The organism is Streptomyces sp. NPDC058650 (genome assembly GCF_042717315.1).
Taxonomy (GTDB): domain Bacteria; phylum Actinomycetota; class Actinomycetes; order Streptomycetales; family Streptomycetaceae; genus Streptomyces.
Genome location: NZ_JBHXRL010000001.1, coordinates 416,452 through 440,832, shown reverse-complemented (window position 1 = coordinate 440,832; position 24,381 = coordinate 416,452). Strand labels below are relative to the sequence as shown.

Below are 24,381 nucleotides of genomic sequence, written 5' to 3'. Positions count from 1 at the left end.
TTATGCCCGCTCCCACGAGGAGGTGGACTCGTTGCAACAGCGCAGTTCGACAGTCCAAGAGCCGCCCGGTGCCGTTCCCGCCTACCGGCCCACCCCGCCGCCGGCGTGGCAGCCGCGTACCGACCCCGCCCCGCTGCTGCCCGACGCCGAGCCGCTGCGCGTGCTCGGCACGGACGCCGTGGCCGACGCCGACCCCGCGCTGCTGCTCCGGCTGTACGCGGAGCTGATCCGCGGCCGCCGGTACAACACGCAGGCCACCGCGCTCACCAAGCAGGGCCGGCTCGCCGTGTACCCGTCCACCACCGGCCAGGAGGCGTGCGAGGTCGCCGCCGCCCTGGCCCTGGAGGAGCGGGACTGGCTCTTCCCCTCGTACCGCGACACCCTCGCGGCGGTCGCCCGCGGCCTCGACCCCGTACAGGCCCTGACGCTGCTGCGCGGCGACTGGCACACCGGGTACGACCCGCGCGAGCACCGCATCGCGCCGCTCTGCACCCCGCTGGCCACCCAGCTCCCGCACGCGGTGGGCCTCGCCCACGCCGCCCGCCTCAAGGGCGACGACGTGGTCGCCCTCGCCATGGTCGGCGACGGCGGCACCAGCGAGGGCGACTTCCACGAGGCGCTGAACTTCGCGGCCGTCTGGAAGGCCCCCGTGGTCTTCTTCGTGCAGAACAACGGCTTCGCGATCTCCGTGCCGCTGGCCAAGCAGACCGCCGCCCCCTCCCTGGCCCACAAGGCCGTCGGATACGGGATGCCGGGCCGGCTCGTCGACGGCAACGACGCGGTGGCCGTCCACCAGGTGCTGACCGAGGCCGTGGCACGCGCGCGGCGCGGCGGCGGCCCCACCCTCGTCGAGGCCATCACCTACCGGATCGACGCCCACACCAACGCCGACGACGCCACCCGCTACCGCCCCGCCGGCGAGGTCGAGACCTGGCGGGCGCACGACCCGATCCTGCTTCTCGAACGGGAACTGACGGAGCGTGGCCTGCTCGACGAGGACGGCAGGCGTGCGGCGGCCGAGGCCGCCGAGACGATGGCGGCGGAGCTGCGCGAGCGGATGAACGCCGAACCGGTCCTCGACCCGATGGACCTGTTCTCCCATGTGTACGCGGAGCAGACCGCGCAGCTGCGCGAGCAGGCGGCGCAGCTGCGCGCCGAGCTCGACGCCGAGGGTGAGGCGTGATGACGACCGCGACGACCGGCCCCGCGGCGGCCAAGGGGGCCAAGACGGCCCAGGCGGCCAAGGCCGCCGGTGCCGCCGGGAAGCCCAAGCCCGCGACGATGGCCCAGGCGCTCCAGCGCGCCATGCGCGACGCGATGGCCGAGGACCCGACCGTCCACGTGATGGGCGAGGACGTCGGCACGCTCGGCGGTGTCTTCCGGGTCACCGACGGGCTCGCCAAGGAGTTCGGCGAGGACCGCTGCACCGACACCCCGCTGGCCGAGGCGGGCATCCTCGGCGCGGCCGTCGGCATGGCCATGTACGGCCTGCGGCCGGTCGTCGAGATGCAGTTCGACGCCTTCGCCTACCCGGCGTTCGAGCAGCTGATCTCCCACGTGGCGAAGATGCGGAACCGTACGCGCGGCGCGATGCCGATGCCGATCGTCATCCGTGTCCCGTACGGCGGCGGGATCGGCGGGGTCGAGCACCACAGCGACTCCTCCGAGGCCTACTACATGGCCACCCCCGGCCTGCACGTCGTCACCCCGGCGACCGTCGAGGACGCCTACGGGCTGCTGCGCGCGGCCATCGCCTCCGACGACCCGGTGGTCTTCCTGGAGCCCAAGCGGCTCTACTGGTCGAAGTCCGACTGGTCGCCCGAGGCGCCCGCGCCCGTCGAGCCGATCGGCAAGGCGGTCGTACGGCGGCGGGGCAACGGCGCCACCCTGATCACCTACGGCCCGTCGGTTCCGGTCTGCCTGGAGGCGGCGGAGGCCGCCCAGGCCGAGGGCTGGGACCTGGAGGTCGTCGATCTGCGCTCGCTCGTGCCGTTCGACGACGAGACCGTCTGCGCCTCGGTACGGCGCACGGGCCGGGCGGTCGTGGTCCACGAGTCGACCGGCTTCGCCGGCCCCGGCGCGGAGATCGCCGCGCGCGTCATGGAGCGCTGCTTCCACCACCTGGAGGCGCCGGTGCTGCGGGTCGCGGGCTTCGACATCCCGTACCCGCCGCCGATGCTGGAGCGGCACCATCTGCCCGGCGTGGACCGGGTCCTGGACGCGGTGGCGCGGCTGCAGTGGGAGGCGCAGAGCTGATGGCCCAGGTGCTCGAATTCAAGCTGCCCGACCTCGGCGAGGGGCTCACCGAGGCCGAGATCGTCCGTTGGCTCGTCGCCGTCGGCGACGTCGTCGCCATCGACCAGCCGGTCGTCGAGGTCGAGACGGCCAAGGCCATGGTCGAGGTGCCCTGCCCGTACGGCGGCGTCGTCACCGCCCGGTACGGCGAGGAGGGCACCGAACTGCCCGTCGGCGCGCCGCTCCTGACGGTCGCGGTGGGCGGTACGGGTGCGCCGGAGGAGCTCGCGGAGGCTGCTCCGGAAGCGGCCCCCACGGTGGGCGAGTCCGCCGTCTCCTCGGAGTACTCGGGCAACGTGCTCGTGGGGTACGGCACGGCGGGGCCCGCCGCCCGGCGCCGACGGGTGCGGCACGCGAGCCCGACGGCCGCCCCGGCTGCGGTCGCCCCGGCTCCGGCCGTCGTCTCCGCGGCCGCACCCGCGGCCGTGGCGGCAGTGGTTCCGGCGTCCACCGAGCCCGCGGGCCCGGTGCCGGTCATCTCGCCGCTCGTACGGAAGCTGGCCCGGGACCGGGGGCTCGACCTGCGGGAGGTACGCGGATCGGGGCCCGAGGGGCTGATCCTGCGGGCGGACGTGGAGCTGGCGCTCGCGGCCCTGGACCGGCCGGTCGACGCCCCGACGGCCGCCCCGGCACCCGCGCCCGCAGCCGTTCGTGCCTCCGTGTCCGCTCCGGCGGGTTCCGCGGCGGTCGGAGAGCGGATTCCGCTGCGCGGGCTCCGTGGCGTGGTGGCGGACAAGCTGTCGCGCAGCCGTACGGAGATCCCGGACGCGACCTGCTGGGTCGACGCCGACGCGACCGAGCTGATGGCGGCCCGGCTCGCGATGAACACGGCGGGCGGGCCGAAGATCTCGCTGCTCGCGCTCCTCGCCCGGATCTGCGCCCACGCCCTGGCTCGGTTCCCCGAGCTCAACTCCACGGTGGACACGGCCGCCCGCGAGATCGTCCGGCTGCCGGCCGTGCACCTCGGCTTCGCCGCCCAGACCCCGCGCGGTCTGGTCGTCCCGGTGGTCAGGGACGCGGGGGCGCGGACGGCGGAGTCGCTCACGGCGGAGTTCGCCCGGCTCACGGAGTCCGCCCGGCAGGGCACGCTCACACCGGCCGATCTGACGGGCGGCACGTTCACCCTGAACAACTACGGGGTGTTCGGGGTCGACGGCTCCACGCCGATCATCAACCACCCCGAGGCCGCGATGCTCGGTGTCGGCCGGATCATCCCCAAGCCCTGGGTCCACCAGGGCGAACTGGCCGTCCGTCAGGTGGTGCAGCTCTCGCTGACCTTCGACCACCGCGTCTGCGACGGCGGCACGGCGGGCGGCTTCCTGCGGTACGTGGCGGACTGCGTCGAACAGCCCGCGGTCCTGCTCCGTACGGTCTGACCCCCCGTCCGGCCGGCCCGGCCCGTCTCTTGTAATGGGACGGGCCGGATGCCCGCGGTGCCCGGCAGCCCATACTGCTGGGGTGACCACCGCATACGACGCCGTCGTGCTCGCCGGGGGAGCCGCCAGGCGCCTCGGCGGCTCCGACAAGCCCGGGGTACGGGTAGGGGGCCGGACGCTCCTCGACAGGGTGCTCGCGGCCTGCCCCGACGCCGGCCGGACCGTGGTCGTCGGGGACCCCCGCCCGACCGCCCGTCCCGTCCGCTGGACCAGGGAGGAGCCGCCCGGCGGGGGCCCGATGCCCGCCGTCGCCGCCGGCGTGCGCGAGACCGAGGCCGACGTCCTCCTCGTCTTCTCCGCCGACCTGCCCTTCCTCGGCCAGGACACTGCCCGGCGCCTCCTGGAGGGGCTCGCCGGGGCACCCGACGCGGAAGCCGCCGTCCTCACCGACGGCGAGGGCCGGGACCAGCCGCTCGTCGCCGCGTACCGGACAGGTCCGCTGGTCCGCGAACTGAATCGGCTCACGCACGACGCCCGCGGACTGGCCCACATGCCGGTGCGGTACCTCATGGACGGGCTTCGCCTCACCCGGGTCGCCGCCGGGCCGCTCGCCTCCTTCGACTGCGACACCTGGGAGGACATCGCCGCGGCCCGGGCCCGCGTCAGGGAGCATGGGACCGTGCTGGACGAATGGATCACCGCAGTCAAGGACGAACTGGGCATCGAGCTGGACGTCGACACCGGCGTGCTGCTCGACCTGGCCCGTGACGCCGCCCATGGAGTGGCCCGCCCCGCCGCGCCCCTGACCACCTTCCTGGTCGGTTACGCGGCGGCGAGCGCGGGCGCCGGGGGCGGCCCCGAGGCGGTCGCCGAGGCGGCCCGCAAGGCGGCGGAGCTCGCCAAGCGCTGGGCCGCCGAACAGGACGAGGCCGGATGACCCTCAAGGAGTCCGCCCTCGTGGCCCCCGACACCGCTCCTCGCCCGCAGGCGGCCGAGGAGCCGCACCGCGCCACCGCCTGGCCCGCGGCGCGGACAGCCGCCGCCGAAGCCGGCGCCGCGGCCCGCGCCGCGCGGACCGGTCACGCCGGTGCCGGTCAATCCCGTCAGGCCGGTCACGGCGTGCGGGAGCCGTTGGCTGTTCCGCTCGGCGCGGCGCTCGGCCGGGTCCTCGCGGGGCCCCTCCTGGCCCTCACCGACCTGCCCTCCTTCGACACCTCCGCCATGGACGGCTGGGCGGTCGCGGGGACGGGCCCCTGGACGGTCCGTGAAGAGGGTGCCGTCCTCGCGGGCCACGCCCCCGCGGCCGTACTGGCCGACGGCGAGGCCGTACGGATCGCCACCGGAGCCCGCGTCCCGGCCGGGACGACCGCGGTCATCCGTAGCGAGCACTCCCGCACCGAGCATCCCCGCACCGAGCTTTCCCGCACCGAGCAGGGCGGTGTGCTGCCCGGCCCGCTCCTGCACGCCCTGCGCGAGGTGCGGCCCCGGCAGGACATCCGTCCCAGGGGCCAGGAGTGCCGCGCCGGAGACCAGCTGCTCCCCACGGGCTCCGCCGTGACCCCCGCCGTCCTCGGTCTCGCCGCGGCCGCCGGCTACGACACGCTGTCCGTCCTCCCCCGCCCCCGGGTGGAGATCCTGGTCCTCGGCGACGAGCTGCTCACGGCGGGACTCCCCCACGACGGGCTCATCCGTGACGCCCTCGGCCCGATGCTCGGACCCTGGCTGGAGGCACTCGGCGCCGAGGTCCTCGCCACCCGCCGGATCGGCGACGACGTCGAGGAGCTGTACGCCGCCGTCACCGGTTCCACCGCCGACCTGCTGATCACCACCGGCGGGACCGCGGCCGGGCCCGTCGACCATCTGCACCGTGTGCTCGACGCGGCGGGCGCCACCCTCGTCGTCGACGGGGTGAAGGTACGGCCCGGCCACCCGATGCTCCTCGCCCGGCTCGCGGGCACGGACCCCCGCCATCTCGTCGGGCTGCCCGGCAACCCGCTCGCGGCGGTCTCCGGGCTCCTCACCCTCGCCGAGCCGCTGCTCGCCGCCCTCGCGGGGTACTCCCGGGCGCCGTACGGCGCACCCGGCGTGGCCGCCGTCCAGGACGAGGTCCAGGGGCATCCCCACGACACCCGGCTCGTCCCGGTCGTCCGCCGCGCCGACCGGGCCGTCCCGCTGCACTACAACGGACCGGCCATGCTCCGTGGCATCGCCGCGGCCGACGGCCTGGCGGTCGTCCCGCCCGGTGGTGCCCGACCTGGGCAGCAACTGGAGATCCTCGGCCTTCCCTGGCCGACACCGGCGGGGGACGCCCCGGCCGAAGGAGTGTGTTTCACGTGAAACTTCCCAGCCGTGACGTGATGGCCCGCCACGCGGACGAGCGGATCGCGGGTCCCCAGATCCGGCTGCCCCGACGGGTCGTCCAGAAGCCGCTGCGCCAGGTCGGCAAGCGGCTGCTCATGGCGCTCGGCGTGCTCGTCCTGACGGTGCTCATCGTCTACGTCGACCGCGACGGCTATCACGACAACGCCAACGAGACGCTCGACTTCCTCGACTGCGTCTACTACGCGACCGTGACGCTCTCCACCACCGGATACGGCGACATCGTCCCGTACAGCGACACGGCGCGGCTCGCCAACATCCTGCTGGTCACGCCGCTGCGCGTGCTGTTCCTGATCATCCTGGTCGGCACCACTCTCGAGGTCCTCACGGAGAGGACCCGGGAGGAGTTCCGACTGAACCGCTGGAGGTCCACCTTGCGCGACCACACCGTCATCGTCGGCTTCGGCACCAAGGGACGGTCCGCGATCCAGACCCTCTGCGCCACCGGCCTCCACAAGGACCAGATCGTCATCGTCGACCCCTCCAACAAGGTGATCGAGACGGCGAACGCGGACGGCTTCGTCGGTGTCGTCGGCGACGCGACGCGCAGCGACGTGCTGCTGCGGGCCGAGGTGCAGCGGGCCCGTCAGATCGTCATCGCCACCCAGCGCGACGACACGGCCGTCCTCGTCACCCTGACCGCCCGCCAGCTCAACCGGGGCGCGAAGATCGTCGCAGCGGTCCGCGAGGAGGAGAACGCGCCGCTGCTGCGCCAGTCCGGCGCGGACGCGGTCATCACCAGCGCCAGCGCCGCCGGCCGGCTGCTCGGCCTCTCCGTGCTGAGTCCCAGTGCCGGCACGGTGATGGAGGACCTCATCCAGCAGGGCTCCGGCCTGGACCTCGTCGAGCGCCCGGTGACCAAGGCCGAGGTGGGCAAGAGCGTGCGGGAGACCGGGGACCTGGTGGTGAGCGTGCTCCGTGGCCACCGCCTGCTCGGCTACGACGACAAGGCCGCCAGTCCCCTCCAGCCCACGGACCGGGTGATCACCATCGTGCGCGCCGCGCCGGTGACCCCGCTCACCACGCCGCCGCAGGACTGAGGGTGCGGGACCGGGCACCGACCGCCGGAGTAGCCTCGCCGCCATGTACGCGATCACGATTCCCGAACCCGGCGGTCCCGAGGCCCTCGTCTGGGCCGAGGTGCCCGATCCCGTGCCCGGCGAGGGCGAGGTCCTCGTCGAGGTGGTGGCGAGCGCCGTCAACCGCGCCGATCTGCTCCAGCGCCAGGGCTTCTACGACCCGCCGCCGGGCAGCTCCCCGTACCCCGGTCTGGAGTGTTCGGGGCGGATCGCCTCGATCGGGCCCGGGGTGTCCGGCTGGTCCGTCGGCGACGAGGTCTGCGCGCTGCTCGTCGGCGGCGGTTACGCCGAGAAGGTCGTCGTCCCGGTCGGCCAGCTCCTGCCGGTGCCGGAGGGCGTCGACCTGATCACGGCCGCGGCGCTCCCCGAGGTCGCCTGCACCGTCTGGTCCAACATCTTCATGATCGCCCACCTGCGTCCCGGCGAGACGGTGCTCGTGCACGGCGGGGCGAGCGGGATCGGCACGATGGCGATCCAGCTCGCGAAGGCGGTCGGCGCGCGGGTCGCGGTCACGGCCGGGAGCCCCGGGAAACTGGCCCGCTGCGCCGAACTGGGCGCGGACATCCTCATCGACTACCGCGAGCAGGACTTCGTCGAGGAGCTCCACAAGGCGACGGACGGGGCCGGTGCGGACGTCATCCTGGACATCGTCGGCGCCAAGTACCTGGAGCGGAACGTGAAGGCACTGGCCGTCAGCGGACGGCTGGTGATCATCGGGCTCCAGGGCGGTGTGAAGGGCGAGCTCAACCTGGGGGCGCTGCTCGCCAAGCGTGCGGCGGTCATGGCGACCACGCTGCGCTCCCGTCCGCCGCACGAGAAGGCGGCGATCGTCGCCGCCGTCCGCGAGCACGTCTGGCCGCTGATCGGCGCGGGCACGGTCCGGCCGGTCGTCGACCGTACGGTGCCGATGCCGGAGGCCGCCGAGGCGCACCGGGTGCTGGAGTCCGGCGGCCACGTCGGCAAGGTGCTGCTGCTGGCGCCGCAGGGCTGATCCGCGTGACACGGAGGAGGGGCCCGGCGCATCGCGTGCACCGGGCCCCTCCTCCGTACCGATCTCGCGGACCTACAGGTACGGCCCCGAGCGGACGGCGTGGCCGTGGCCGCGGTCGTCGTCGTCATCGTCGTGCGAAGCGCCCGGCGGCAGCGCCCGGCGCATCTGCTCCAACTGGGCGCGGGCCGCCATCTGCTGGGCGAACAGCGCCGTCTGGATGCCGTGGAAGAGGCCCTCGAGCCACCCCACCAACTGGGCCTGCGCGATCCGCAGTTCCGCCTCGGAGGGGACCGCCTCGTCCGTGAACGGCAGGGAGAGCCGCTCCAGTTCCTCGACCAGCTCGGGCGCGAGCCCGTCTTCCAGCTCCTTCACGGAGCTGGCGTGGATGTTCTTGAGCCTGACGCGGCTGGCCTCGTCGAGAGGAGCCGCACGTACTTCCTCCAGGAGCTGCTTGATCATGCTGCCGATCCGCATGACCTTCGCAGGTTGCTCGACCATTTCCGTCACCGGGACCTCGCGGGATTCGTCGTCACCCTGAGTGCCGCCGAGCGCCGTTCCGTCCTGTCCCACGATGAGGACCTGGGGGCTCTCCTGCGACCTGTCATTCCTCGGCATCTCCATGCCGCCCATTCTCTCGCACACATGCCTCACCACACGGTGTGCCCCTGTACGAGAGTGATCCACCCTCGTACAGGGGCACAGGAACGCAACGAACCAGCAGGGCCGGGTCTGTCAGGTCGCCTCGCGCCGGGCCACTGCGCCGCGCGAGCGGGTCACCAGGGCGGCGAGGAGCGCGGCGCCGAGCGGTACGGCGACGAGGAGGCCGGCCAGTGTCTCCCAGGGGATGACGATCGGCACGTACGGGGGGCCCGACATGCCGTTGTCCCAGCCCTGAGCGATGGCCTGCTCGTAGAAGCGGGTCGCCTCACGTGCCTCGGTGAGCCGGAGACCGATCGCGGGCAGTACGCCGGCTGCCGACCCGAGGACCACGCCCATCGCCGCGACGACTCCGCACTGGAAGCCGCTGAGCGTACGGCGGACCCGGGGCGGGGCGCCCACGGCGGCGAGCGTCTTCAGGTCCGCCTCGGCGTCGGCCTGCGCGAGGCCGGTGGCGATACCGGCGGCGCCGATGGTGACGAGGCCGGCGAAGACGGCCAGCGCGATCAGGAAGAGGCTGTCCTCGTTGACGAAGCCCTCCTCGACGTGCAGCTCGGCGTTGCTGCCGAGCTTGGCGAGCTCGCCGTCGAGCTTCTGGCGCGCCTCGGTGTCCGGCATCCGCTCGGTGCTGAAGTACACACCGGCCGGCAGGGTGGCGAGTCCGGCGGCCTTCGCGGTGGCCGGGGTCATCAGCAACTGGACGCCGTAGGACTTCTGGCCCTTGGGCACCAGGTAGGCGGGGACGGAGCTGACCTTCCCCGGCGAGGGCAGGCCCTTCTCGGAGGCCCTGTCGGCGGCGGCGATGTCGGTGACCTGCTTGATCCCGACGGTGCCGTTCTTGTCGATATCGGCCCGGGAGAAGCTGACGATCTTTCCTTCGGCGAGGGCCTTCACGGCGCCCGGGTCGTCGACGCCGAGAACCTGGAGGACCTTCGCGTCACCGACGAGCAGACCGCCGTCGACGGACATCCAGCCGCCGCGTGAGGACTGGTCGCACCGCCAGTCCTCGGTCATCATCTTCCGCCGCTGTTCGGGGGTGTACTTCTCGCTGGGGTCGACGCCGCCGGGCAGGGACGTCGCGTACAGCGGGCACTCGTTCGCCTGGGGAAGCACGACCTCGTAGCGACCGCAACCCTCGCCGCCGCCCCAGGGGGCACAGCCGGGCTTGCCGACCGACACCCGCTCGACGTCGGCGCGGACGTCGACGGGGAGGTAGCGCTGGACCGCCTCGCGGACCGCGGGGACGTCCCGGCCGCCCTCCTCCAGGACGAAGGCGGAGACCGCCCCGTACGGCAGCCGGGCCTCGTACGCGGCCCTCTGCTGCGCCTCGCTGCTGGCCATGAAGGTGGAGACGGCGACCGTGCCCGCGACGGCGGCGAGGACGGCGGCGACGGCGGGTGCCGTACGCCCCCGGTTCCGGACGGCGTCCCGCAGTGCGAGCCGCGGGGAGAGCGGCAGCCAGCGCCCGGTGCGGCCGAAGAGCCCCACCAGGGCCGGGGTCAAGGCGACGACGCCCAGCTCGGCGATGGCGGAGCCGCCGCCGACGATGACGACCGACTCGGTGGCGATCGACCCGAAGAGCGCGATGGCGCCGCCCAGCAGGATGGCCGCGAGGCCGATCAGGGGCAGGACACGGCTGCTGCGGCGGACACCGCGCCGGCCCGTGAGCGAGGCGAGGACGGTCTGCCGGGAGGCAGTGATCGCCGGGACGATGGCGGCGAGCAGACCGGTCAGGACGGCGAGCAGCGCGATGCCGAGCAGCTCCAGCGGCCGGACGTCGAAGGCGCCGAACCGCTGGTTCATCATGTCCTCGAGAACCGGCTGCAGCGCCAGCGTGAGGATCACGGCGAGGACCGTGCCGACGACCGCCGCGGCGACGCCGATGACGAGACCACCACTCAGCACGATGGCCCGGATGTGGCTGCGGGCACCGCCGTTGGCCCCGACCAGACCGAGCTGGCGGCGCGAGCGGCGCGCGCCGACCGCGAAGGCGGGTCCGGCCAGGAGACAGATCTCCAGCATCGCCAGGCCGACGACGGTGGCGACGGCGGCGAGAGCGGCGGCGTCGGCCGCCGGGCTGGAGTCGAAGCTGCCCCAGCCCTCCTTCTGGTAGAGCGGCACCTCGGACTCGGCGGGCGGGTCGAGCATGACGGCACGCGAACTGACGACCACGCCCTTGGCGTTGATCTGCTGGACCGTGTTCCACGTGAAACCACCGGACTTCTTCACCAGATACGAGGTGGAGGTGTCGGGGGTGGGCATGCCGGACTTCTCGACAGCCTTCGCGTACGGAGTGAGGAAGGCACCCGGCAGCGCGTTGACCTGGTCGACGGCGAGCGCGTCGGGAAGTTCGTAGGAGCCGACGATCCGATACGTACGGTCGAAGTTGCGGGCGGAAAGGGTCGAGCCGACCGACAGACCGCTGACCTCCAGGAAGTGCGAGGTCGCCATGACCTCGTCGTTCTTCTCCGGGAAACGCCCCGAGAGGAGGGTCGTGATGCCGCGGGTGATCGGGTCGGACATCTTCAGCTCACGCACCTCGGCGGAGAGCAGACCGTGGGACGTCGTCAGCTTGGCACTGCCGGAGCGGTCCGTGACGACCGTGGAACCCGCCGGGATCGCCTTGGCGACGTCGGTGGGGCCGTTCGGCCACGGCTGGTCCTTGTAGTCCTTGACCGGCGTGTGCATCTCGCCCGGCGGGTCCTGGAGGATCGGAACGCCCTCGGCCTGGGCGTCCCGGAATATCGCGTCCGCCGTGCCCATCGATCTGTCCGCCCGCTCCGTGGGGGACAGTTCGGAGCTGCGGTAGGTCAGATCGAGGGCACTGACACCCAGGATGGGCAGGGCGATCATCGCCAGGACGAGGGCGCTGCGGCCCTTGGAGCGCCAGGCGTCGCGGCGGGCGATGCGGATCGCTGCCCGCCAGGAGTGGAACCAGGTCTTCACGCCTCCGCCACCTGGCCCGAGAGGAGGGAGTCGGCCTCGCTGCGCACGGTCTGGTCGACGATCGCGCCGTCCCGCAGGAACACGACCCGGTCGGCCCAGGCGGCGAACCGCGGCTCGTGGGTGACGAGGACGCCGGCGGCGCCCGCGTCGCAGCGGGAGCGGAGCAGGGCGAGCACGGACTCGCCGGTCTCGGAGTCGAGGGCGCCGGTCGGCTCGTCGGCGAGGACGAGGCGGCGGTCGCCGACGAGGGCACGGGCGATGGCCACGCGCTGCTGCTGGCCGCCGGACATCTCGTCGGGGAAGCGGTCGGCGAGGTGGCCGAGCCCCATCTCCTCCAGGGCGGCCAGGGCCTCGACGCGGGCCTTGCGGGCGGAGGTGCCGTCGAGCTCGCGCGGCAGGGCGACGTTCTCGGCGGCGGTGAGCGCCGGGATGAGGTTGTAGTCCTGGAAGACGTAGCCGATGCTGCGGCGGCGCAGGGCGGCGAGCTCCTTGACGCTCGCGGTGGTGATGTCGGTGTCCTCGACGATCACATGACCGGAGGTCGGGGTGTCCAGGCCGCCGGCGATGGTGAGAAGCGTGGACTTGCCCGAGCCGGACGGGCCCATGACGGCGACGAGTTCGCCGGGGTACACGGCGAGGTCGATTCCGCGCAGGGCGTGCACTTCGGTGGCGCCCGAGCCGTGGACACGGGTCAGGTTCTGGAGCTGCAGCACGGGCTGCTGTGTGGACATGGAGGGGTCCCCCTTGGGCGTACGCGGCGTTCGGCCGGTACGGAGCGAGCGGTGGAAGGTGGTGCGACAGCGGTACGGGGTGGGCGCGACCGTGCGGTCAGCGCGCCCCGCCCGTTGCCGATGTCGGGGTGGTCGTGTGCGCGTCGGCCGAAGCCGAAGCCGAAGCCGAAGCCGAAGCCGAAGCCGAAGCCGATGCCGAAGTCGAGGCCGATGCCGAAGCCGGTGTCGGTGCCGTTGTCGGTGTCGATACCGGCGGGGATACGGCCGGCGGTGATACGGAAGCGGACGCCGCTGTCGACGACAGACGGATCAGCCGGGCCTCGCAGTGGTCGAGCCACCGCGCCTCGGCCTCGGTCTGGAAGATCAGCTGTTCCAGGACGAGCAGCCAGGCCACGTCGTCCCGTTCCCGCGCGCCCCCGCGCTCGACGGCGACGAGCGCCTGGGCCTTGAGCCGGGTGTAGTCCTGCATCGCCTTCACGGTGTGCCGGCGCTGGGACTGGATGACGTCGCGGATGTCGACACAGGGCGCGCCCACCGCCATGGCGAGCTTGATGGCCAGCTCGTCACGGGCGGGGCTGGTGCGGTCCACCGGCTTCTCGAACCAGGTCCTGAGCTCGGTGAGACCGGCGTCCGTGATCGTGTAGAGCGCGTGCCCGGCCTCGTCCTGGCCGCCCTGCGCGACCATGCCGTCGCGCTCCAGACGACTCAGCGTCGTGTAGACCTGGCCGACGTTGAGAGGCCAGGTGGAGCCGGTGCGGGACTCGAACTCCGTACGGAGCTGGGAGCCGTAGCGAGGGCCGCGTTCGAGGAGGGCGAGAAGCCCATGGCGGATCGACATACTCAGTATGTATACCGAGTATGCCGTGGCCGACAACCGTCCTGAGACGGAAGACGAGAGTCCGACTCAAGGGGGACCCTGGCGGGCCGAGCGGCTCAGCGGCGGCGCATACGGAGCCCCAGGAAGCCGATCCCGAGCCCCATCAGAGCCATCCCCACACCCAGGGTGAGAACGGGAATCCGCTGGTCGACGAGGGTGGGCGCGGCCTCGGCCGCCATCCGGGGCGCGGCGGCGGGCCGGGTCGCGGGCGCCACCTCGGTCAGCGCCTCGTCCTCCTCGCGTACCGCCTCGACGTCCTCCTCGGCGGCCTCGTAAGGGTCGGAGTCTGTTGCCGTCCTGGTACGAGAGGGGTCGGGTGACGGAGGGTCGGCGCTCGGTGGGGCGGCGGGCGGCGTCTCGGAACGGCCGGGTCGCGGGTGGCCCTCTCCGGCCGGTCGGCCCGCCAGCGAGGCGGAGCCGCTGGGGGCGGGAGCGTCGGTGGGCGTGGAGCTCGGCGCGGCGGGAGAGGACGGCGCGGTGGTGGAGGGCGAGGGCGAGGGCGCCGCGGTGCCCGTCGGCGCGGGCGCCGGCGGGACGGGTGTGCCGGGGCCGACGGTGCGCCCGGGGGATGCGGACCCGGACCCGGACCCGGGTCCCGTTCCGGTCCCAGTTCCGGTCCCAGTTCCCGTTCCGGGCCCCGTCCCCGTTCCCGTCCCGGGGACAGGGGAAGAGGGCAGCGGGAGGCCGGGGGACGTCGCGGAGGTGGGTGTCGCCCCCGTGGCGGTCGGCGCGGCCGGTCGGGGGGACCCGGTCGGCGGCGGCGCGGGGGGCGTGGTCGGCGCGAGCACCCGCGTACCGCCGGGGGCCTCCGCCCCGTACGCGAGGGGCGCGGCACACAGGGCGAACGCGCAGGCGAACGTGCAGGTGAGCGCGGGGCCGAGGGCCCGCGCCCGTGCCCTGCGGAGTGCTGGAGTCACCGGGTGACCCCCTCCCGTACCGAGCCGCCAAGGTGTCGACTCAGCGTCACATGCCGGGACACTTCCGGCATCCGGGACGGGGGCAGCGGAGGTCAGGGGAGGTCAGGGGAAGTAATGAGGACGGCCGTTCCCACCGTCCGTCCCTCCTACTGCGGCGGGTTACCCGTCGAGATCTTGAGGGTGAACTCGGCGTCCTCGGCGGTGATGTCCTCACCGGCCGGCGGGTACTGCTCCAGGACCGTGCCCTCGCCGTACGTCGCCTCGTCCACGGGGGTCTGCGTCATGATCTTCCACCCGGCCGCCCGGGCGCAGTCCTTCACCGACTGGATGTTCTTGTACGTGAAGTTGGGGACCTCGAACTTGGCGGGGTCGTCGCTCGACTCCGAAGGCTGGGTGCACTTCTTCACGTCGATGGTCTTGGTCAGGTCGGGACCCTTGTGGCCGGGGGCAGCCGTCTGGGTCTGCTCCGTGCCGCCGGTGCCGCCGCCCGTGCCGCCCGCTTCCGTGCCCGGGTCGTCCTTCTGGTTGAGCACCATGACCAGGCCGCCGATCGCGAGGAGGGCGACGACGACGGCGCCCACGAGCACCGGGGTGTTCCGGCGGGAGCCGCCGCCCGTCGCCACGGGAGCGGGGGCCGGTGCGTGCATCGGACCCGTGGCGTACGGCGAGGGGGTCGGCGCGGTCTGGTAGACCGGCGCGGGCGTCGGGGCCTGCTGCGGGTACCCGTACGACGGGCCGGGTGCGGGCGTCGCGGGGCCGTACGGTCCGGGCTGCGGCGTCGGCGGCAGGTACGGCTGATGTACGCCGTGCGGGCCGGGCTGCGGGATCGGCGGCGGGGTCTGGCCGACTGGCGGGAAGACCGCCGAGCCGACGCCCGCGCCGCTGCTGACCGGACCGCCCTGGACGATCATCGGGGCGCCGGTCTGACCGGCCGAGAGCACCCGCAGGCACTCGTCGCGCATGGCCGCGGCGCTCGGGAACCGCTCGTTCGGGTTCTTCCGCAGCGCCCGGGCGACGAGCGCGTCCATCGCCGGCGTCACCGCGCGGTTGACGGTGGACGGGGCGACCGGCTCCTCCTGCACGTGCGCGTACGCGATGGCGAGCGGTGAGTCGGCGTCGAAGGGGAGACGGCCCGTCAGCAGCTGGAAGAGCATGATGCCGACCGAATAGAGGTCGGAGCGGGCGTCCACCGCGCGGCCGAGGGCCTGCTCGGGGGAGAGGTACTGAGGAGTGCCGACGACCATGCCGGTCTGCGTCATCGACGTGACGCCGGACTGCATGGCCCGCGCGATGCCGAAGTCCATGACCTTGACCACACCGCGCTTGGTCGACATCACGTTGCCCGGCTTGATGTCCCGGTGGACAAGGCCCATCTCGTGGCTGACCTCCAGGGCGGCCAGCACGTCGGCCGTGACCTTGAGCGCCTTGTCGGCGGGCATCGCGCCGTACTGCCGGACGTCCGAGGCGAGGACGGAGCCGAGCGGCTGCCCCTCCACGTACTCCATGACGATGTACGGCATGACGGCGCCGTCGAGGGTGTCCTCGCCGGTGTCGAAGACCGAGACGATGTTCGTGTGCGACAGCTTCGCGACGGCCTGCGCCTCGCGCCGGAACCGCTCGCGGAACGACGCCTCGCGGCCGAGTTCCGTGTGCAGCGTCTTGATCGCGACCTGTCGGTCGAGGGCGCTGTCGTAGGCCAGGTACACCGACGCCATGCCGCCCTCACCGAGGAGGTCGCGCAGCTGGTACCGGCCGCCCGCGACCGAACCGCCCGCATAGCGGCCCTGTGCGCCGTCCTGGCTCATCTGTGCTTCCCCCATACGCGCGCGTGGCGGCGTCGAATTCCGGAATTTCCTGGCCAAGTCTGCCCCAGGGCACCGACACGTCAAGCCGCGTGCCCGTTCCGTGACCCTCCGCACAGGACGTGTCCTCGAAGCGTTCCGGAAGTGTCCGGGGAAACCCGTCGAATTTGCACAGGTGTACAGGGACGGGGTTGGATGGCCGGTCAATCGCGGACCGTGATGTCGTACGGAGCCTGTAGCGTGACGACTGGACACGGCACGACAGACGACGGCGAGGACTGATGGCACCCGATTCCGGAGCAGGTGGCGGTGTGCCGGACGCGGCAGCGGAATCGTGGGGCGTCGGTGGTGTCGTCGGTGACGGACGGTACCGGCTGACGCACCGTCTCGGCCGCGGCGGCATGGCCGAGGTGTTCGCCGCCGAGGACGTGCGCCTCGGGCGCACGGTGGCGGTGAAGCTCCTCCGCGCCGATCTCGCCGAGGACCCCGTCTCGAAGGCGCGCTTCACCCGTGAGGCGCAGTCGGTCGCGGGGCTCAACCACCACGCGATCGTCGCCGTGTACGACTCCGGCGAGGACCTCGTGGGCGGCCGGCCCGTGCCGTACATCGTGATGGAGCTGGTCGAGGGCCGCACCATCCGCGACCTGCTGATCAGCGCCGACGCGCCGGGGCCCGAGCAGGCGCTCATCATCGTCTCGGGTGTTCTCGAGGCGCTGGCCTACTCGCACCAGCACGGCATCGTGCACCGCGACATCAAGCCGGCGAACGTCATCATCACGCACAGCGGCGCCGTGAAGGTCATGGACTTCGGCATCGCCCGCGCCCTGCACGGCGCGCAGTCGACGATGACGCAGACCGGCATGGTCATGGGCACCCCGCAGTACCTCTCCCCCGAGCAGGCGCTCGGCAAGGCGGTCGACCACCGCTCCGACCTGTACGCGACGGGCTGCCTGCTCTACGAACTGCTCGCGCTGCGGCCCCCCTTCACGGGTGAGACGCCGCTCTCCGTCGTGTACCAGCACGTGCAGGACGCGCCCGTCCCGCCGTCCGAGGTGACTCCCGGCGTGCCGCCGGAGCTCGACGGCCTGGTGATGCGCTCCCTCGCGAAGGACCCGGACGACCGGTTCCAGAGCGCGGAGGAGATGCGCGGGCTCATCCAGTACGGCCTGCAGATGCTCCACCAGCAGGGCGGCCACACCGGCACGTGGAACACCGGTCCCGTCGACATGCACGACGGCGGGCACACGCCCATCGGCGGCATGGCCGCGACGACCGCGATGGGTCACCCGATGCACGGGGAGACCGCGCAGGGCCGGATCCTTCCGCAGATGAACCCGGACGACGGGGGCGTCGGCGGGTACGGCGGCTACGACGGCGGTACGGGCGGCACCGGCGGCTACGGCCAGGACGGGGCGTACGGCGCGAACGGCGGCGGCCGGGGCGGCCGGGGCAAGCTGATCCTCTTCGTGGCGCTCGCGCTGGTCGCGGTCGTCGCGGGTGTCGTGTACGCCATCGACGCGGCGGGCAAGAAGGGCGGCGAGAAGGTGACGCCGATTCCGACGACCGTCAGCAACTCGCCGTCGACACCCTCCGAGGAGCCCACACCCTCCGAGGAGACCTCCACCGAGGAGGAGCAGACGCGGGACCCGGACACGTCGACCGGGGGCGGCGCCACGCAGCCGCCGTGGACGCAGCAGCCGCCGGTCACGCAGCCTTCGACCACGGCTCCGCCGACGACGGAGCCGCAGACGACGGAGCCGCAGACGACCGAGCCGCAGACGACGGATCCGACGACGACGGATCCGACGACGGAGCCCCCGCCGACGGATCCGACGACGGATCCGCCGGTCGACCCGACCGGCGATCCCACCGACGACGGCGGCGATGGCGACACCCCGCCGACGGGCGGCTCCACCGCCACCGGCTGACCCGCCGGACGGCGCCTCCCGCCCGCTCAGCTCAGCCGGCGAAGGCGTCACGCACGGCGTCGTACTCACGGGTCCACCAGACCGCCAGGGCCGACACCGCGGGAAACTGCGGGTCGGCCCTTCGATCGTGCAGCTGGTAGCGCCAGCGCAGCGTCCAGAAGTCGTTGAGCCGCTCCCACCACACCCGGTGCGCCGCCGCGGCCAGCTCGGCACCGTCGGCGCCCGTCGCCCGCCGGTACGCCCGCGCGTACGCCCGCACCTTCTCCAAGGCCAGCTCGCCCCCGGGCCGTACGAAGAAGATGGCGGCCGCCCTGACCGCCTCCTCGGCCCGCGGGCGGACCCCGAGGCGGTCCCAGTCGACGATCGCGGCCGGCTCCGCGCCCCGGTAGAGCAGGTTCAGCGGGTGGAAGTCGCCGTGCACCCAGCCGGACGCGGCGGCCGGCGGCGGCCGGTGGTGGGCGTGCTGGGCGAGCAGCCGGCGGCGCTCCCGCAGCCGGTGCTCGGCGAGCGCGTCGAAACTGTCGTGGGGCCGGTGCGCGCGGGCGAGGCCGATCAGCTCCTCGATGGCGCGGAAGGTGTCCTCGGGGCGGGCGCTCTCGTGGTCGTCCCCCGGTGGCGGCGACTCCATGACCCGCTCCAGACAGGTGTGGACGTGCCCCAGGAGGGCGCCGAGACGCCGGGAGCCGTCGGTGGAGAGCTGGGTGCCGTCGCGGTGCCGGCCGTCGATCCACGGGTGCAGGGCGTAGCAGAGACCGTCGATGACCGCGACCGTACGGCCCCGGCTGTCGGCGAGCGGCGGGGCCACCGGCAGGCCCAGGGCGTGCAGGCGCTGGGTGGCGCGGTGCTGCCGGGTGATGGTGGCGCGGTCGGCGGTGGGGGCGTCCAGGTGCTGCTTGAGGAAGTAGGCGCCGCGCGTGGTGGAGAGGCGGTAGCCGCGGTTGAGCAGGCCCTGGGTGACGGGTTCGCAGGAGAGGGGCTCGCCCGCGGCCGCGTAGCGGCGAAGGAGGGCGCCGACGGGCGGAGCGAGGGTTGCAGATGAGCGCGGCACTCCGCAGATGTTAGATCACGCTACGTGGTGGAGGTGTCGCTCCACGGAATGGTCCATGGGCCGCTCCGTGGGGTGCTCCGTGCCGGAGCGCAGGTCGACGGGGCGGTCGGTCGCCCCGGCGGGGTGCCCGGTCGAGTAGTCGAGCTCGTGCACGGTCACGAACTGCGGTTCGATCCGCATGTAGACCGGCTCGAAGGGCTCGTCGTCCACGGTTCGCGGCTCGGGCCCGAACGCCGCGCGCTGTTCCTCGGTCGGCTCCACGATCTCCGCCGTGCCCGTGAACTGCACGGACCAGATCTTCTCGGCCCCGGAGTTGAAGTTGTCCGCGCCGTACGCGACGACGCTGCCATTGCAGGCCCGGTGGTAGCCGAGCCCCCTGTGCATCCGGATCAGCACACGTCCGTCGGTCACGATGTGCCGGGCGGGGGCGACGAACGGCATCGCCCGCATGCTCGTCGCCACCCGGCCGTACGACACACGGCCGAGCAATTCGATGGCGCGGATCTCCTCGGTGGACATGGCTTCCACTCTCCGCCACCGGCAGCGTGTCGGAAAAGGGGCCCCTGCCCCGCCTTCACGGGGACCTACGTCCCGAATCCGGGCCGTCGGCCCCGGGCTGCTCCGTACGGGTGACGTACGGGCGGGACCGGGGCCGCGCGGGCCTCAGTGGCGCTCGGCCTGGAGCCGTGCCACGTACGCCGCGGCCTGCGAACGCCGCTCCATGCCCAGCTTCGACAGCAGGCTGGAGACGTAGTTCTTGATGGTCTTCTCCGCAAGATGGAGCCGCTCACCGATGACCCGATTGGTCAGGCCCTCGCCGATCAGGTCCAGGATCTTGCGCTCCTGGTCGGTCAGGTTGGCGAGCTTGTCGTCGCCCTTCGGGTTGTTGCCGTCGCGCAGCCGCTCCAGGACGCGGGCGGTCGCCACCGGGTCGAGGAGCGACTTGCCGGCCGCCACGTCCCGCACGGCGTTCAGCAGCTCGTTACCCCGGATGGCCTTGAGGACGTATCCCGAGGCCCCGGCCATGATCGCGTCGAACAGCGCCTCGTCATCGGCGTACGAGGTCAGCATCAGGCATTTGATGCTCTCGTCCTGCGAGCGGATCTCACGGCACACCTCCACCCCGCTGCCGTCCGGCAGCCGGACATCGAGCACGGCGACGTCGGGGCGCGTCGCAGGGATCCTGACCAGCGCGTCTGCCGCCGTCCCGGCCTCGCCGACCACCTCGATGTCGCCTTCCACGGAGAGCAGCTCGTGGACGCCGCGCCGGACGACTTCGTGGTCGTCCAGCAGAAATACCCGGATTTTTCCTTCTTCGCGCACGCAGTCAGTCTCACATATTGGCTCTTCCCGCGCCCGGGGTGCGCGGGATACCGTGCCGCTTGTTCCGACGACGGCGTCGGGCCGTTGTCCATGCGCTGACCAGGGCGGAGTCCCCCTTTTCTCGATTTACTTGGAAATCCAAGCAAAATCGCAGGTCAAGTGGGGTTTCGCGGGAATGGCGCACTATGGGTAACGTGCCTATGGCGGCGCTCACCGGGACACCTGTCACGCCCGACCCCGGCCGCGTCGCACCCACCCCGTGCGAAGGGTACGGAGAAGGCGGAGCCTCCCCCTTGCCTAAGGCAGGGGGAACCCCAGGCCTTGCCCGGCGAACCCGGGGGCCGGACCGACGGAGGAGCACGCACGTGACCGTGGAGAGCACTGCAGCGCGCAAGACGACGCGACGCAGCAGCGGCACCAAGCGCACCGCAAGCGCGAGCACGAGCACCACCAAGAAGACGAGCACGCGCGCCGAGGCGGTAGCGACGGAGCCCGAGCTCGTCCAGCTGCTGACGCCCGAGGGAGAGCGCGTCCAGCACCCCGACTACGACATCGACTTGAGCGCCGAGGAGCTGCGCGGTCTCTACCGCGACATGGTCCTCACCCGTCGCTTCGATGCCGAGGCCACGTCCCTCCAGCGCCAGGGCGAACTGGGTCTGTGGGCCTCCCTGCTCGGCCAGGAGGCCGCGCAGATCGGCTCCGGCCGCGCGCTGCGGGACGACGACTACGTCTTCCCGACCTACCGCGAGCACGGCGTCGCCTGGGTCCGCGGGGTCGACCCCACGAACCTGCTGGGAATGTTCCGCGGTGTGAACCACGGTGGCTGGGATCCCAACACCAACAATTTCCACCTGTACACGATCGTCATCGGTTCGCAGACCCTGCACGCCACCGGTTATGCGATGGGCATCACCAAGGACGGCGCGGATTCCGCCGTGATCGCCTACTTCGGCGACGGCGCCTCCAGCCAGGGTGACGTGAACGAGGCGTTCACGTTCTCCGCGGTCTACAACGCCCCCGTGGTGTTCTTCTGCCAGAACAACCAGTGGGCCATTTCCGAGCCCACCGAGAAGCAGACGCGCGTCCCGCTTTACCAGCGCGCCCGCGGCTTCGGTTTCCCGGGCGTCCGGGTCGACGGCAACGACGTCCTGGCCTGCCTCGCGGTCACCCGCTCCGCCCTGGAGCGCGCCCGCCGCGGCGAGGGCCCGACCCTCGTCGAGGCGTTCACCTACCGCATGGGTGCCCACACCACCTCCGACGACCCGACGAAGTACCGCAGGGACGAGGAGCGCGAGGCCTGGGAGGCGAAGGACCCGATCCTGCGCCTCAAGGCCTACCTGGAGCGGGAGGGTCACGCCGACGCCGCCTTCTTCGAGGAGCTGGAGGCGGAGAGCGAGGCGCTCGGCAAGCGCGTCCGCGAGGGCGTGCGCAACATGCCCGACCCGGACGACATGGCGATCTTCGAGAATGTCTACGCGGACGGGCACGCGCTCGTCGACGAGGAGCGCGCGCAGTTCGCCGCCTACCAGGCGTCCTTCGCGGATGGCGAGGTCAAGTAACCATGGCTGTACAGAAGCTTCCGCTCGGCAAGGCGCTCAACGAGTCGCTCCGCAAGGCGCTGGAGGACGACCCGAAGGTCCTCATCATGGGAGAGGACGTCGGCAAGCTCGGCGGTGTCTTCCGGGTCACCGACGGTCTGCAGAAGGACTTCGGCGAGGACCGGGTCATCGACTCGCCGCTCGCCGAGTCGGGCATCGTCGGCACGGCGATCGGTCTGGCCCTGCGCGGCTACCGGCCGGTCGTGGAGATCCAGTTCGACGGTTTCGTCTTCCCCGCGTACGACCAGATCGTCACGCAGCTCGCGAAGATGCACGCCCGCTCGCTCGGCAAGGTCAAGATGCCGGTCGTCATCCGTATCCCGTACGGCGGCGGCATCGGCGCGGTCGAGCACCACTCCGAGTCCCCCGAGGCGCTCTTCGCGCACGTCGCGGGCCTCAAGGTCGTCTCGCCGTCCAACTCCTCGGACGCCTACTGGATGCTCCAGCAGGCCATCCAGAGCGACGACCCGGTCATCTTCTTCGAGCCCAAGCGCCGCTACTGGGACAAGGGCGAGGTCGACACCGAGGCCATCCCCGGCGAGCTCCACAAGGGACGGGTCGCCCATGCCGGCACCGACCTCACCCTCGCCGCCTACGGCCCGATGGTGAAGGTCTGCCTGGAGGCCGCCAAGGCCGCCGAGGAAGAGGGCAAGTCGATCGAGGTCCTCGACCTCCGCTCGATGTCCCCGATCGACTTCGACGTCATCCAGACCTCGGTCGAGAAGACCCGCCGTCTGGTCGTCGTCCACGAGGCCCCGGTCTTCTACGGTTCGGGCGCGGAGATCGCCGCCCGGATCACGGAGCGCTGCTTCTACCACCTGGAGGCCCCCGTCCTGCGGGTCGGCGGCTACCACGCGCCGTATCCGCCGGCGCGCCTGGAAGAGGAGTACCTGCCGGGTCTCGATCGCGTGCTCGACGCCGTCGACCGCTCGCTGGCGTACTGAGGAGAGCACCGTGACGATCCGCGAATTCAAGATGCCCGATGTGGGCGAGGGCCTCACCGAGGCCGAGATCCTCAAGTGGTACGTCCAGGTCGGCGACACCGTCACCGACGGACAGGTCGTGTGCGAGGTCGAGACGGCCAAGGCCGCCGTCGAGCTGCCGAGCCCCTTCGACGGGACGGTGCACGAGCTGCGCTTCCCCGAGGGGACGACGGTCGACGTCGGCCAGGTCATCATCTCGGTGAACGTGGGCGGCGGGGACGCGCCCGCCGCCGAGGCGCCGGTGGCCCAGGCCGCGCCGGTGGCCCAGGCCGCGCCGGCGGCCGTGGCCGCCGCACCCGCTGCTCCGGCCGAGGAGGAGGACGAGCCCCAGGGCCGTACCCCCGTCCTCGTCGGTTACGGCGTGGCCGCGAGCTCCACCAAGCGCCGCCCGCGCAAGGCGTCCTCGTCGGTGGCGGCTCCGGCCGCCCCCGTGGCCCCGGTCCTCGTCTCCGTACCGGAGCAGCTCAACGGGCACGCCCCCGCCGGGGCCCGCCCGCTGGCCAAGCCGCCGGTCCGCAAGCTCGCCAAGGACCTCGGCGTCGACCTGGCGACGGTCACCCCGACCGGCCCGGACGGCGTCATCACCCGCGAGGACGTCCACGCGGCGGCGGCTCCCGCTCCCGCGCCGGTCGTCGAGGCCCCGGCTCCCGCGGCCACCCCGGCTCCGGCTCAGGCCCCGGCCCAGTCTCCGGCTCCCGTCGCGGCGGCCGAGGTGTCGTCCGAGGCGCGGGAGATCCGTATCCCCATCAAGGGTGTGCGGAAGGCGACGGCGGCCGCGATGGTCGGTTCCGCGTTCACGGCGCCGCACGTCACGGAGTTCGTGACGTTCGACATCACGCGGACGATGAAGCTGGTCGAGGAGCTGAAGTCCGACAAGGACATGGCGGGCCTGCGGGTCAATCCGCTGCTCCTCATCGCGAAGGCCGTGCTGGTCGCGGTGAAGCGGAACCCGGACATCAACGCGGCCTGGGACGAGGCGGCGCAGGAGATCGTGCTCAAGCGGTACGTGAACCTGGGCATCGCCGCGGCCACCCCGCGCGGTCTGATCGTGCCGAACATCAAGGACGCGCACGCCCAGACGCTGCCCGAGCTGTCCACGTCCCTGAGCGAGCTGGTCTCCACGGCCCGTGAGGGCAAGACGACTCCGGCGGCGATGCAGGGCGGCACGTTCACGATTACCAACGTCGGCGTCTTCGGCGTCGACACCGGTACGCCGATCCTGAACCCGGGCGAGGCCGCGATCCTCGCGGTCGGTGCGATCAAGCTCCAGCCGTGGGTCCACAAGGGCAAGGTGAAGCCGCGTCAGGTCACGACGCTCGCGCTCTCCTTCGACCACCGCCTCGTCGACGGCGAGCTCGGCTCGAAGTTCCTCGCGGACATCGCCGCGATCCTGGAACAGCCGAAGCGGCTCATCACCTGGGCCTGACACACAGGTTCACCACCTGGGCCTG

At 72.5% G+C, this 24,381-nt stretch carries 20 protein-coding genes; 11 read left to right on the top strand and 9 right to left on the bottom strand.

Features of this window, described 5'->3' with window-relative positions:
* Positions 1-22: 22 nt before the first annotated feature.
* The 7 genes from pdhA (ACFWWU_RS02170) to ACFWWU_RS02140 all read left to right on the top strand — a co-directional run bounded on the left by pdhA (ACFWWU_RS02170) (position 23) and on the right by ACFWWU_RS02140 (position 8,120).
* On the top strand, positions 23-1,183 hold the full coding sequence (gene pdhA, locus ACFWWU_RS02170) for a pyruvate dehydrogenase (acetyl-transferring) E1 component subunit alpha (protein WP_384138421.1): 1,161 nt from the start codon (positions 23-25) through the stop codon (positions 1,181-1,183).
* A gap of 98 nt (positions 1,184-1,281) precedes the next feature.
* Entirely contained in the window at positions 1,282-2,256 is a 975-nt protein-coding gene (locus ACFWWU_RS02165) for an alpha-ketoacid dehydrogenase subunit beta (RefSeq protein WP_384138419.1), read from the top strand.
* A complete protein-coding gene (locus ACFWWU_RS02160) occupies positions 2,256-3,671 on the top strand; it encodes a dihydrolipoamide acetyltransferase family protein (RefSeq protein WP_384137884.1) in 1,416 nt (471 codons plus the stop codon). Before ACFWWU_RS02165 ends, ACFWWU_RS02160 begins: the two co-directional genes overlap by 1 nt.
* Before the next feature lie 34 nt (positions 3,672-3,705).
* Positions 3,706-4,608: an NTP transferase domain-containing protein gene (locus tag ACFWWU_RS02155; protein ID WP_384137882.1), complete on the top strand. Its 903-nt coding sequence runs from the start codon at positions 3,706-3,708 to the stop codon at positions 4,606-4,608.
* A complete protein-coding gene (locus ACFWWU_RS02150; protein ID WP_384137880.1) occupies positions 4,605-6,008 on the top strand; it encodes a molybdopterin molybdotransferase MoeA in 1,404 nt (467 codons plus the stop codon). The genes ACFWWU_RS02155 and ACFWWU_RS02150 overlap by 4 nt, the downstream gene beginning before the upstream one ends.
* Positions 6,009-6,028: 20 nt before the next feature.
* On the top strand, positions 6,029-7,090 hold the full coding sequence (locus tag ACFWWU_RS02145; RefSeq protein ID WP_384138416.1) for a potassium channel family protein: 1,062 nt from the start codon (positions 6,029-6,031) through the stop codon (positions 7,088-7,090).
* 43 nt (positions 7,091-7,133) lie between these two features.
* Complete coding sequence (locus ACFWWU_RS02140; RefSeq protein WP_384137878.1) at positions 7,134-8,120, top strand: NAD(P)H-quinone oxidoreductase; 987 nt, start codon at positions 7,134-7,136, stop codon at positions 8,118-8,120.
* Positions 8,121-8,192: 72 nt separating this feature from the next.
* On the opposite strand, the gene ACFWWU_RS02135 is transcribed toward ACFWWU_RS02140, so the two are convergent.
* The 6 genes from ACFWWU_RS02135 to ACFWWU_RS02110 form a co-directional block, all read right to left on the bottom strand.
* Positions 8,193-8,741, bottom strand: a complete 549-nt coding sequence (locus tag ACFWWU_RS02135; RefSeq protein WP_024760339.1) for a bacterial proteasome activator family protein — start codon at positions 8,739-8,741, stop codon at positions 8,193-8,195.
* Positions 8,742-8,852: 111 nt separating this feature from the next.
* A complete protein-coding gene (locus ACFWWU_RS02130) occupies positions 8,853-11,723 on the bottom strand; it encodes an FtsX-like permease family protein (protein WP_384137877.1) in 2,871 nt (956 codons plus the stop codon).
* Positions 11,720-12,454, bottom strand: coding sequence for an ABC transporter ATP-binding protein (locus ACFWWU_RS02125; RefSeq protein ID WP_024760337.1), 735 nt, complete (start codon positions 12,452-12,454; stop codon positions 11,720-11,722). Before ACFWWU_RS02125 ends, ACFWWU_RS02130 begins: the two co-directional genes overlap by 4 nt.
* A gap of 97 nt (positions 12,455-12,551) precedes the next feature.
* Positions 12,552-13,292 (bottom strand): PadR family transcriptional regulator, encoded by a 741-nt coding sequence (locus ACFWWU_RS02120; RefSeq protein ID WP_384137875.1) that lies wholly within the window; start codon positions 13,290-13,292, stop codon positions 12,552-12,554.
* Between the two features lie 95 nt (positions 13,293-13,387).
* Entirely contained in the window at positions 13,388-14,248 is an 861-nt protein-coding gene (locus tag ACFWWU_RS02115) for a hypothetical protein (RefSeq protein ID WP_384137873.1), read from the bottom strand.
* A 146-nt stretch (positions 14,249-14,394) separates the two neighbouring features.
* Positions 14,395-16,053, bottom strand: a complete 1,659-nt coding sequence (locus tag ACFWWU_RS02110) for a protein kinase (protein WP_384137872.1) — start codon at positions 16,051-16,053, stop codon at positions 14,395-14,397.
* Positions 16,054-16,331: 278 nt separating this feature from the next.
* Between ACFWWU_RS02110 and ACFWWU_RS02105 the strand changes: the two genes are divergently transcribed.
* Entirely contained in the window at positions 16,332-17,978 is a 1,647-nt protein-coding gene (locus tag ACFWWU_RS02105) for a protein kinase (protein ID WP_384137870.1), read from the top strand.
* A gap of 31 nt (positions 17,979-18,009) precedes the next feature.
* Here ACFWWU_RS02105 and ACFWWU_RS02100 read toward each other — a convergent pair whose 3' ends face one another.
* The 3 genes from ACFWWU_RS02100 to ACFWWU_RS02090 form a co-directional block, all read right to left on the bottom strand.
* Positions 18,010-19,026: a phosphotransferase gene (locus ACFWWU_RS02100; protein WP_384137868.1), complete on the bottom strand. Its 1,017-nt coding sequence runs from the start codon at positions 19,024-19,026 to the stop codon at positions 18,010-18,012.
* Positions 19,027-19,041: 15 nt separating this feature from the next.
* Positions 19,042-19,545 (bottom strand): pyridoxamine 5'-phosphate oxidase family protein, encoded by a 504-nt coding sequence (locus ACFWWU_RS02095; RefSeq protein ID WP_384137866.1) that lies wholly within the window; start codon positions 19,543-19,545, stop codon positions 19,042-19,044.
* A 144-nt stretch (positions 19,546-19,689) separates the two neighbouring features.
* On the bottom strand, positions 19,690-20,349 hold the full coding sequence (locus ACFWWU_RS02090; RefSeq protein WP_384137864.1) for a response regulator: 660 nt from the start codon (positions 20,347-20,349) through the stop codon (positions 19,690-19,692).
* 365 nt (positions 20,350-20,714) lie between these two features.
* On the opposite strand from ACFWWU_RS02090, the gene pdhA (ACFWWU_RS02085) reads away from it, so the two are divergent.
* Genes pdhA (ACFWWU_RS02085) through ACFWWU_RS02075 form a run of 3 tightly spaced genes read left to right on the top strand, consistent with a single transcriptional unit; the run spans position 20,715 to position 24,356 of the window.
* Positions 20,715-21,908: a pyruvate dehydrogenase (acetyl-transferring) E1 component subunit alpha gene (gene pdhA / locus ACFWWU_RS02085; protein WP_384137862.1), complete on the top strand. Its 1,194-nt coding sequence runs from the start codon at positions 20,715-20,717 to the stop codon at positions 21,906-21,908.
* A gap of 2 nt (positions 21,909-21,910) precedes the next feature.
* On the top strand, positions 21,911-22,891 hold the full coding sequence (locus ACFWWU_RS02080; RefSeq protein WP_384137860.1) for an alpha-ketoacid dehydrogenase subunit beta: 981 nt from the start codon (positions 21,911-21,913) through the stop codon (positions 22,889-22,891).
* A 31-nt stretch (positions 22,892-22,922) separates the two neighbouring features.
* Positions 22,923-24,356, top strand: coding sequence for a dihydrolipoamide acetyltransferase family protein (locus ACFWWU_RS02075; protein WP_384138414.1), 1,434 nt, complete (start codon positions 22,923-22,925; stop codon positions 24,354-24,356).
* Positions 24,357-24,381 lie beyond the last annotated feature (25 nt).